The sequence below is a fragment of the Geobacillus sp. FJAT-46040 genome (assembly GCF_002335725.1).
Taxonomy (GTDB): domain Bacteria; phylum Bacillota; class Bacilli; order Bacillales; family Anoxybacillaceae; genus Geobacillus; species Geobacillus thermoleovorans.
In genome coordinates this window covers 3,245,427-3,253,854 of record NZ_NISS01000001.1, presented here as the reverse complement: position 1 = coordinate 3,253,854, position 8,428 = coordinate 3,245,427, and the positions used below count along the sequence as shown (strand labels likewise).

At 45.4% G+C, this 8,428-nt stretch carries 12 protein-coding genes; 4 read left to right on the top strand and 8 right to left on the bottom strand.

All coding sequences use genetic code 11. The annotated features are described in order from the left end of the window. From CD000_RS17340 to CD000_RS19320, 4 genes are all read left to right on the top strand, one after another. Positions 1 to 414: IS982 family transposase (locus CD000_RS17340; protein WP_143425289.1), on the top strand; the 414-nt coding region annotated here is incomplete at its 5' end. A gap of 404 nt (positions 415 to 818) precedes the next feature. After that, complete coding sequence (locus CD000_RS17330; protein ID WP_096226163.1) at positions 819 to 2,066, top strand: RNA-guided endonuclease InsQ/TnpB family protein; 1,248 nt, start codon at positions 819 to 821, stop codon at positions 2,064 to 2,066. After that, a complete protein-coding gene (locus tag CD000_RS19325; protein WP_233130481.1) occupies positions 2,059 to 2,280 on the top strand; it encodes a hypothetical protein in 222 nt (73 codons plus the stop codon). The genes CD000_RS17330 and CD000_RS19325 overlap by 8 nt, the downstream gene beginning before the upstream one ends. Positions 2,281 to 2,373: 93 nt before the next feature. Beyond that, positions 2,374 to 2,583, top strand: a complete 210-nt coding sequence (locus CD000_RS19320) for a hypothetical protein (protein WP_233130480.1) — start codon at positions 2,374 to 2,376, stop codon at positions 2,581 to 2,583. Positions 2,584 to 2,723: 140 nt separating this feature from the next. On the opposite strand, the gene CD000_RS17320 is transcribed toward CD000_RS19320, so the two are convergent. From CD000_RS17320 to darG, 8 genes are all read right to left on the bottom strand, one after another. Next, complete coding sequence (locus CD000_RS17320) at positions 2,724 to 3,110, bottom strand: DUF8042 domain-containing protein (protein ID WP_096226162.1); 387 nt, start codon at positions 3,108 to 3,110, stop codon at positions 2,724 to 2,726. Positions 3,111 to 3,121: 11 nt separating this feature from the next. After that, positions 3,122 to 3,472: a flagellar protein FliT gene (gene fliT, locus CD000_RS17315; RefSeq protein ID WP_096226161.1), complete on the bottom strand. Its 351-nt coding sequence runs from the start codon at positions 3,470 to 3,472 to the stop codon at positions 3,122 to 3,124. Continuing rightward, positions 3,472 to 3,873 carry a flagellar export chaperone FliS gene (gene fliS / locus CD000_RS17310; RefSeq protein ID WP_047819009.1) on the bottom strand — a complete coding sequence of 134 codons (402 nt, stop codon included), beginning with the start codon at positions 3,871 to 3,873 and terminating at the stop codon, positions 3,472 to 3,474. The genes fliT and fliS overlap by 1 nt, the downstream gene beginning before the upstream one ends. A 154-nt stretch (positions 3,874 to 4,027) precedes the next feature. Then, positions 4,028 to 5,527, bottom strand: a complete 1,500-nt coding sequence (locus tag CD000_RS17305) for a flagellar hook-associated protein 2 (protein WP_096226160.1) — start codon at positions 5,525 to 5,527, stop codon at positions 4,028 to 4,030. A gap of 15 nt (positions 5,528 to 5,542) precedes the next feature. Then, entirely contained in the window at positions 5,543 to 5,905 is a 363-nt protein-coding gene (gene flaG / locus CD000_RS17300; RefSeq protein ID WP_096226159.1) for a flagellar protein FlaG, read from the bottom strand. Between the two features lie 302 nt (positions 5,906 to 6,207). After that, positions 6,208 to 6,594, bottom strand: coding sequence for a pepsin/retropepsin-like aspartic protease family protein (locus CD000_RS17295; protein ID WP_033014989.1), 387 nt, complete (start codon positions 6,592 to 6,594; stop codon positions 6,208 to 6,210). Then, on the bottom strand, positions 6,591 to 6,851 hold the full coding sequence (locus CD000_RS17290) for a hypothetical protein (protein WP_033026284.1): 261 nt from the start codon (positions 6,849 to 6,851) through the stop codon (positions 6,591 to 6,593). Before CD000_RS17290 ends, CD000_RS17295 begins: the two co-directional genes overlap by 4 nt. Before the next feature lie 508 nt (positions 6,852 to 7,359). After that, the gene (gene darG, locus CD000_RS17285) at positions 7,360 to 8,394 is read right to left on the bottom strand and encodes a type II toxin-antitoxin system antitoxin DNA ADP-ribosyl glycohydrolase DarG (RefSeq protein ID WP_096226158.1); all 1,035 of its coding nucleotides are present in this window, start codon (positions 8,392 to 8,394) and stop codon (positions 7,360 to 7,362) included. Positions 8,395 to 8,428 lie beyond the last annotated feature (34 nt).

Sequence of the window (8,428 nt, the reverse complement as noted above, 5' to 3'; positions counted from 1 at the left end):
GGGTTGAAGCTGCACCTTCAAGTGACCGATCAAGGGCTGCCAATGGGGTATGTGGTGACGGAAGCATCTTGCCACGATCGAATCGCAGCCGAAAGCGTGATGACCCAAATTCCCCACCCGTATAACTTTGGGGACAAAGGATTCATTAGCCGTGACTTGCAAAAAAGGCTGTACGAAGAATACCAAATGGCGCTTTGGACTCCGTCTCGAAAAAACCAGAAACATCGTGCGTCTGAGACATGGGAGCAGTGGATCCAACAAAAACGCAAAGTGATCGAGACGGTGTTCTCGGTTCTGGTTGACCACTATCACATCACGGGGATCCGAGCCAATTCGATTATCGGATTTGAAGTGGCACTAGACGGTATATTGTTAGCTTATTCCCTGGTTACACTTGGGCTAGTTGAGCGCTAAAGCTCAACTAGCACCACGGGTTATCTTAATTAGGCGAGAAGACTCCCACTTCAACGAAGCGAAGCGGAGTAAGTGGGAGATGAATCGCCTTAACTATATAGATGCAACAAAGAAGTTTAACATATCCTTGACAGAAAAGTGGTTTGCCCATTTTCGACTGTCGAAGGCAAGCGTGTGGCTTGCCTCCGTCACGCCTTAGCGTGACGGAAGACCGAACAACGACTCGCTTCACAGACCCATTCATGGGTCTTTAAGCGGCGTTGTTCGGTCACTCGACAGTCGGATGCAATGACCGGCAAAGACGAAAAATGTTAAAGCTTTAAATTGCATCTATATATATTTTGCTGAAAATAGGATAGATTCAGTAAAATATGGTATAATATAGTTAGATGGGAGGTGAAAAAATGTATTTTTGTATCAAACAACAGCTAAATGGTTTGACCAAAGAAGAATACTTGACTCTTCGAGAACTGTGCCATATTGCCAAGAACATGTACAACGTCGGATTGTACAATGTCAGACAATACTATTTTGAACACAAGGAATTTCTTAATTATGAGAAAAACTATCATCTTGCAAAAACTAACGAAAACTATAAGCTGTTAAACAGCAACATGGCACAGCAAATTTTAAAAAAGGTCAATGAAGCCTTTAAATCTTTCTTTGGTTTGATCAGTCTTGCCAAACAAGGAAAATATGACTACAAGGCTATCAGTATTCCAAAATATCTTAAAAAAGATGGCTTTCATTCACTGATCATTGGCCAGATTCGTATAGACGGCAACAAATTCACGATACCGTATTCTCGCCTATTTAAAAAGACTCACAAGCCTATCACGATAACGATTCCGCCTGTGTTACTGGACAAAAAGATTAAGCAGATTGAAATCATTCCTAAGCATCATGCCAGGTTCTTTGAGATTCAGTATAAATATGAAATGCCTGAAGATCAAAGAGAATTAAATGACCAAAAAGCACTGGCGATTGATTTAGGATTAAATAATCTTGCCACTTGTGTCACATCAGACGGCAGATCGTTCATCATTGATGGGCGGAGATTAAAAAGTATCAATCAATGGTTTAACAAAGAAAATGCCAGACTTCAAAGCATAAAAGATAAGCAAAAAATCAAAGGCACCACTCGTAAACAGGCTTTGCTTGCTATGAATCGCAATAATAAAGTGAATGATTATATCAACAAGACTTGCCGTTACATCATTAACTACTGTATTGAAAATCAAATTGGCAAACTTGTCATTGGCTATGCGGAAACATGGAAACGCAATATGAATCTAGGAAAAAAGACAAATCAAAACTTTGTCAATATTCCTCTCGGTAACATAAAAGAAAAACTAGAATATCTTTGTAAATTTTACGGCATTGAATTCTTGAAACAGGAAGAATCCTATACGTCTCAAGCCAGCTTTTTTGACGGCGATGAGATTCCTGAATATAATGCCGACAATCCAAAAGAATATAAGTTCAGCGGCAAACGTATTAAGCGCGGCTTGTATCGAACAAAGTCTGGCAAACTAATTAATGCTGATGTCAATGGCGCATTAAACATCTTAAAGAAAAGTAAAGCTGTAGACCTGAGTGTCTTATGCTCTAGCGGCGAAGTGGACACGCCTCAAAGAATAAGGATTGCTTGAAGCAGTCAAACTTCTTTGGAAGCCCCCACTTCAAATTTTCGCTAGAAAATTAAGTGGGGTAGTTCACATTGACGACAAACAAACATATGACATCCGCCCGCGCCCGCTCATCAGCCCGACCGTGCGCCAGCAGGCGGTGAAAAAAGTGTACGAGACGATGACGGCCTTGATTGAGCAAAAAAACTGCTCAGCCGTGTGTCCTCCCTCGATTTAGGAAAAGAGTACGAAAAAGTGTTCAAAGACATTTTGGATTATTTGCTAAAACAAGAAGATTTGCTCATCAACTTGTCGGATTTGGTCATTTCCAATGGATACTTTTTTCTACCATTCAGTCAACGTCGCCACGACCGTCAAGCTCAACACCGGAGAAGTCGGCGTCGTCTCGCAAGTGTTTCCGGGCTTCCCGCTCCGCCCCATCGTCCGCGTCATCAAAAATCCCGCGGGCGAGGAGCTGAAAAGCCCGTATGAGATTGACTTGCGGAAAGAGATGAACATCACCATTGTCAAGGCCGTTTGACTCTTTTGCCGCTCACGGCAAAAACAGGCGAACGAATGCCGGTTTCATTCGCCCTGCCGCACAAAAGCGGGTGCCCTCGATTCCAGCAAGAGGACACCCGCTTTCGCTTGCACGGCTGGCAAAGCACCGCCGTTCGTTCTTCACTGCACAACATACCGCCGCAGACCGCTCTCCATCGCACTCTTCCACGCCTGAAACGCCGGCGACAACCGTCCACAGACAATGCGCTCTTTCGCCGCCGCATCGGAAAATTGCCCGTCAAGCGCCGCTGCCGCTTCCAGCACATCCGCAAACCGTTCGATATGGCCGATCAAATCGCTCTCGTCAGCGAACAGCTGGCATAAATAAACGTTCGTCTCACCGATTTTCCCAAGCGCCAATAAAAGATCCGCCAGCAACACATCCGCATGCATCCGCCGCGGGTCAGAAAAACTCGCCTCCACATAATCGAGCCCTTCTTCGACTGTCTCGAGCAACGCTGCGTATTGGCGGATGATGTCCAGCGCGTCACTCGTCAATTTTGCCATATCCATTCCACCTATCGCCGTTTATCGTAAAACATTCCATCAAACGAAAGTGGCTGCTCGTACGGGTGAACATAGCGGGCGTTCGCCTGCCGCTTCGCCTCGGTGATCCGCAAATCACTGCCAATCTCATCGCGCACTTGACGAAGCCGCGCTTCAATCTCTCGATTCCAAGCAACGACCTCGCGGCCAAGCCGCTGCTCTTCCTCGCTGTACGGCGGACGCAGCTCCCGAAGCCACTCCTCACGCCGCCGAAGCAGCTCATCCACTTGCACAAGCCGCGCCTCGCGCTCCTCAGCTGGCCACGGCAGAGCGGTCGCTTCGAGCAATTCGCGCGTCAACTGCCAAACTTCGCGCACGCTCATTACGCCTGCCCGCCTTCCGCGTATTGGCGCTGCCGATGGAGCTGAATCACTTGTTTCCACGTATCGCGAAACTCGACGACATACCCTTCCACTTCATCCAAAATCGCCGCATCGCTTTTCACATTCGCCTCGATCAGACGGCGGTAGATGTAGTCATACATGGTCATCATCGATTTCGCGACGTCATATTCCATTTTCAGCGTCGCCATCAATTCCAAAATGATCTTTTGCGCCTTCAACAAGTTTTCATTACGCGCCGCGATATCGCCCGTCTCCATCGCCTGGCGCGCAAGCTTGATAAACTTCAAGCACCCGTTATACAGCATCAACGTCAGTTCACCAGGAGAAGCCGTCTGCACCGCGTTCGCTTGGTAGTGTTGATACGGATTGTTTGTCGCCATCTTCCGTCACTCCTCTTCTATGATGTTCACCCCATCGCAAAGCCATCATCTGATTCAACGGGCCGCGCCGAACGCCCTTCATCTGTTGCCATCCGTGAGCGTGGTCGCTTCTTCCCCCACTGTCACCGCGACAGCGCCTGAGCCTTCAAACCGCTTACCCCTGCATGCCGCCGCCAAAGGCGTTCATCAAGTACATGCTTTGCTGGTTGGCGCGCTGAATCGCCTCTTCCATCGCCGTGAATTGGCGATAGTAGCGGTCTTCAATTTGTTTCAAACGGTCTTCGAAGCGGTCAATTTGGTCATTGATTTCGATTAAATCGCGCCCGATCGCAAACTGCTGGTTCGTCCAAATCGTCTTCCCGGCTTTTTGCTCAATCTTCCCGATCGTCGCTTTGATCGTATCACGCAGGCGGCGGGCGATCCCTTTTTCCGCATCCGTCGCCCCGTCTTGGTTAAACAGTTGATAGACGGCATCCGGGTTTTCCTTGATTTTCTCCCGCAGCTTCGTCTCGTCAATGATCAACTTCCCACCGTCAAGGTAATTCGACGACGTCGTAATCCCGATTTGCGCGAGCTGCGAGAACCCGCTTGGAATGTTCGCTCCTTCGACTTTCGTGTACACATTCATCCGCATTTGGCTTAAGGCGCTCGACAAAATCGAATCGCCGCGAAGCATCCCGCTCCGCGCCTTTTCTTCCCACAGCTCGATTTGCTTTTCCGTCATCGCTTCTTTTTGCTCATCGGTGAGCGGCTGATAGTCGCGATAGCGCTCTTCTTTCAACTCGGCGTTGATTTTGGCGATCACTTCATTGTATTTATCGACAAACCCTTTAATGGCGTTAAACATCGCGTCCACATCCGTCTCCACCGACACCGTCGCCGTGCCCGTCCCTTTCACCGTATACGTCACACCGTTGATCGTAAATGTGTTCGACGAGCGGGTCGTTCGCAAGCCGTTGATGGTGATGTCGGCGTCTTTCCCTGCCGTTTTCCCCGTGAGCTCTTGCCCCGCTGCAATATTCGTAAACCCTAATTGCGCAAAAAAGTCCACCGTCGCCTGGTCGGCGAGCACCAAGCTCGCTTGCGCCCCCATCTCTTTTTTCATGATCGAAACCCGCCCGGTCTGCTCGTCGTAAAACGCGCTGACGCCAAGATCTAGGTTGCTGTTGAGTTGGGCGATCACCCCATCGAGCGTCGTTCCTTTCTTCACTGTGATCGCCGCCTGCTTCGTCGTCCCATCCCCGTTTGTCACGTTGATCGTCAGCGTGACATCGGCGTCTACCGAGAAACTCGCTTTATCCACCCTTTTCGTAGCATCGGACAGCCAGACGGCCGATGTGGCCACTTGATTGACTTGAATCGCCGCCACGTTCGCCGCACTCGAGCCCGCCGTCGCTGTGACGACCGATTCGTTCGAACTCGAGACGGTTTTTTTGAGCATGCTGCTTTGGAGCGTGATGTTGGAAAACAAGTAGTCGTCAAGCCCCTGAAGCAACGTGTTCATCGACCGGTAATCATCGCGCTGCCACTCGAGCAGCTGCTTTTTCTGCTTCAATTTATCAAGCGGCATCCGTTCCACTTTCATTAAGTCCTTGACGATCTGGTCGATATCCATCCCGCTCGCGAGGCCGCTGATGCGCAACGTATTCGCCATGTCGACTCACCACCGTTAAATTTTTTTATCCACCAAAAGCCCGACAAACTCCATCATCGCCGCGTACATATCCAACAGCTTCTTCGGCGGGATTTCGCGGATCACTTCCTGCGTTTTTTCATCCACCACTTGCACGTAATATTCATGCAGCTCTTTATGCAGCTCAAACCGGATTGATGTATGGCTCGGCTGCACGAGCTCATTCAAGCCGTTGACCACTTTCTCCACAGCTTCTTCCGAAAGCGGTTGAAAAAGGGAAGAAGCAGAACCCCCCGCTTCTTGAGGCTGCACTGCCGCGCGTTCAACGGTTGGATGCACCTGTTCGCTTCGCGTCGGCTCATATGAAAGGAAAGAAGAAGACACCCGTTCAATCGTCATACGATCCGCTCCTTTGGTTTGGACGATTTCTATGGTTTATATCGGATGAAACGTAGGGAGTGTGAAGGGGGAGGGAACAATAAATGCAATCCATATAAAAATCAGGAGATGATGATAATTTCATTTCTTGTGTATAATACTTGTCAATTGTTGAAAATAGCGGGGGTATCATAAGCAAAAACTAACGAGGGGAAAGTAGAAACTTAAAAGGGGAATATAAAAGAGTAAAATCACATTAAAACAAAAAAACAAGATGAGGAATATAAGCACAAAACATTCTTGGCAAAACTCAAACATTGCTTTTATCCATATTTAATAATGAAATTTTTAAAATCAATAATCATTCCCGTTCTCTCCATAAAGTCTACGCCTAAAATTCCGTCAAAACCATATATTTCTTTAGTCATTCCCAGTTGTAATAAAAATGATGCTAGCTCCTTTCCATCAATTATAACGTTGTTTACGATTTGTTCATAACAAATCTCGCTGTATCCGCCTACTCCGTACATTCGTTTTGTTCTTCCATTAATAATATCTAATTCGATACCAATTTGTGCGAGTGCATCCGTATCAAAAATGGTCGTAGCACAACCTGTGTCCAACAACACGTCTGTTAAAAGAACAGTTTTTTCACCACACTTTATTTCGACAGAAACAATAGGTAATCCATTTTCTATTCTTATATTCATACTCTCCCCCGAATCCCTATAAAATATTGTTCTTCTACCTCTATTTGCTCCTTACTTGTGTGAAAAATATATAATTCTTTCTCCGGAAAAGTTTTGTGCTGCTGTTTATAACCATTCCATGCATCAGACACACTATGATACCGATCGATCACTGCCATTTCCTTAATGATACGTTTGCCATTTTGTGAACAAGCCGAAATAGCCTCCACCAACACAAATTGATTCGGATATTGCTTACGTAACTCTGACCATTTCATTTGTTTGCCTCCATCTCTTTTTATTACATTTTATCACTAATCACCTTACATAATATTTTTAAAATTTAAGCGTGGCAAGCAGTATGAGTACAATTTAATGCCAACGTCTAACATCATATCGATAGAAACAAACTATACTAAGGGAGTTTGCTTGTCCTCTGCTTTTTCAATCGGGACCCTATTCGATATCGAGCAAAAATTTTTGACTAATATCCACAGTAATAAGTAAATTTTCATGTCCTTGCTACTATCTGAATACAATTTACAGAAAATATTTCGTATATCGTTTGTTTCATCGTTATTTTCTGACTCATCTACCCGTTAGCCGCCAAATAAGATATAATGAAAAAATTACAAATATTGCATAATATCACATTCGATTTTGTCATCTTTAAAAGGTTTGGACGTATCTTTATTTGATTGGGATAAGAATCTAATTAAGGTTTACACTGATAATAAAAGCCTTACTCCCCGAACGAGCAAGGCTTAATCTAACAAGCATTTTTTATTAATTAAGCATCCCTATTCCTTTCAAATGTTGCCAAGCTTTTGTGATATGCGTTTCTTTAAATATCTTCCGCTTTCGTTCGTTCCAGTTGTGAATCTCTCCAATAATGGAATGAACATCGTCTTTTATATCCGGATTTTCTTTCACAACCCAATGTACAGTGGAAAGCAATTCCAGCCCATATGGAGTTTCAAACCCTTGAATGACATTCCGCACTTTTTCTAAATGTTCGTCAGCCTCGGAATCCCCCTGCAAATACTGTTCAGCTTCTTGTACCACATTCGGTAGTAAATAAATTTCTGCATCCCGGTTGCGGTCGCCAAAACCTCGAATAAAATGACCGTCCAAACGCAGTAAAACATGATTCAAGTTGTCCGCGTATGGACCGTATTTCCCTTTCTCAAATCGCAATCTCATCGGTTCGCCGACAACCTGAAGAAAATAAGCCAACTTCTGAACTTCCAGCAATGACAACTTATACCCCGGAATGGAATAATCATTCATTAACATTAGCAATAACGCTCGAGATCTTGTCATCTTTGGAGGTTTTGTACGTATTTTGATTTGATCAGGGTTAGGGCTCCCTGCAGGCTCATACAAATGCACTTCCACCTCTTTTAAATGCTCAAAAGCCGCTTCAATTTTAGGACGTACTTCATCCCATCTAAGCCCACCATTTCCACAGCCAAGCGGCGGAAGCGCAATCGATTTTATATTAAGCTCTTTAACCACCTTTATCAAATCCGCCAACCCTAGTTCAATATCTTCCATCCGGGATTTATTTTTCCAATGGCGTTTTGTAGGAAAATTAATAATATATTTTGGGTTCAATAACGATTTAGTGGAAACGACATGCATTTTGCCTGGCTGCACTTCCTTGCGGCGGCAAGCCTTTTCATACTCCGAAAACATTTCTGGATAAGCTTGCTTAAATTGCAGTGCAATTCCTTTCCCCATCACGCCGACACAATTGACCGTGTTTACCAAAGCTTCTGCTTCATCTTCCAAGAGATTGCCTTGTTTTAAGATGATCATTGCGTCACCTCCTTCAGTAGTACCAATGCGGCCG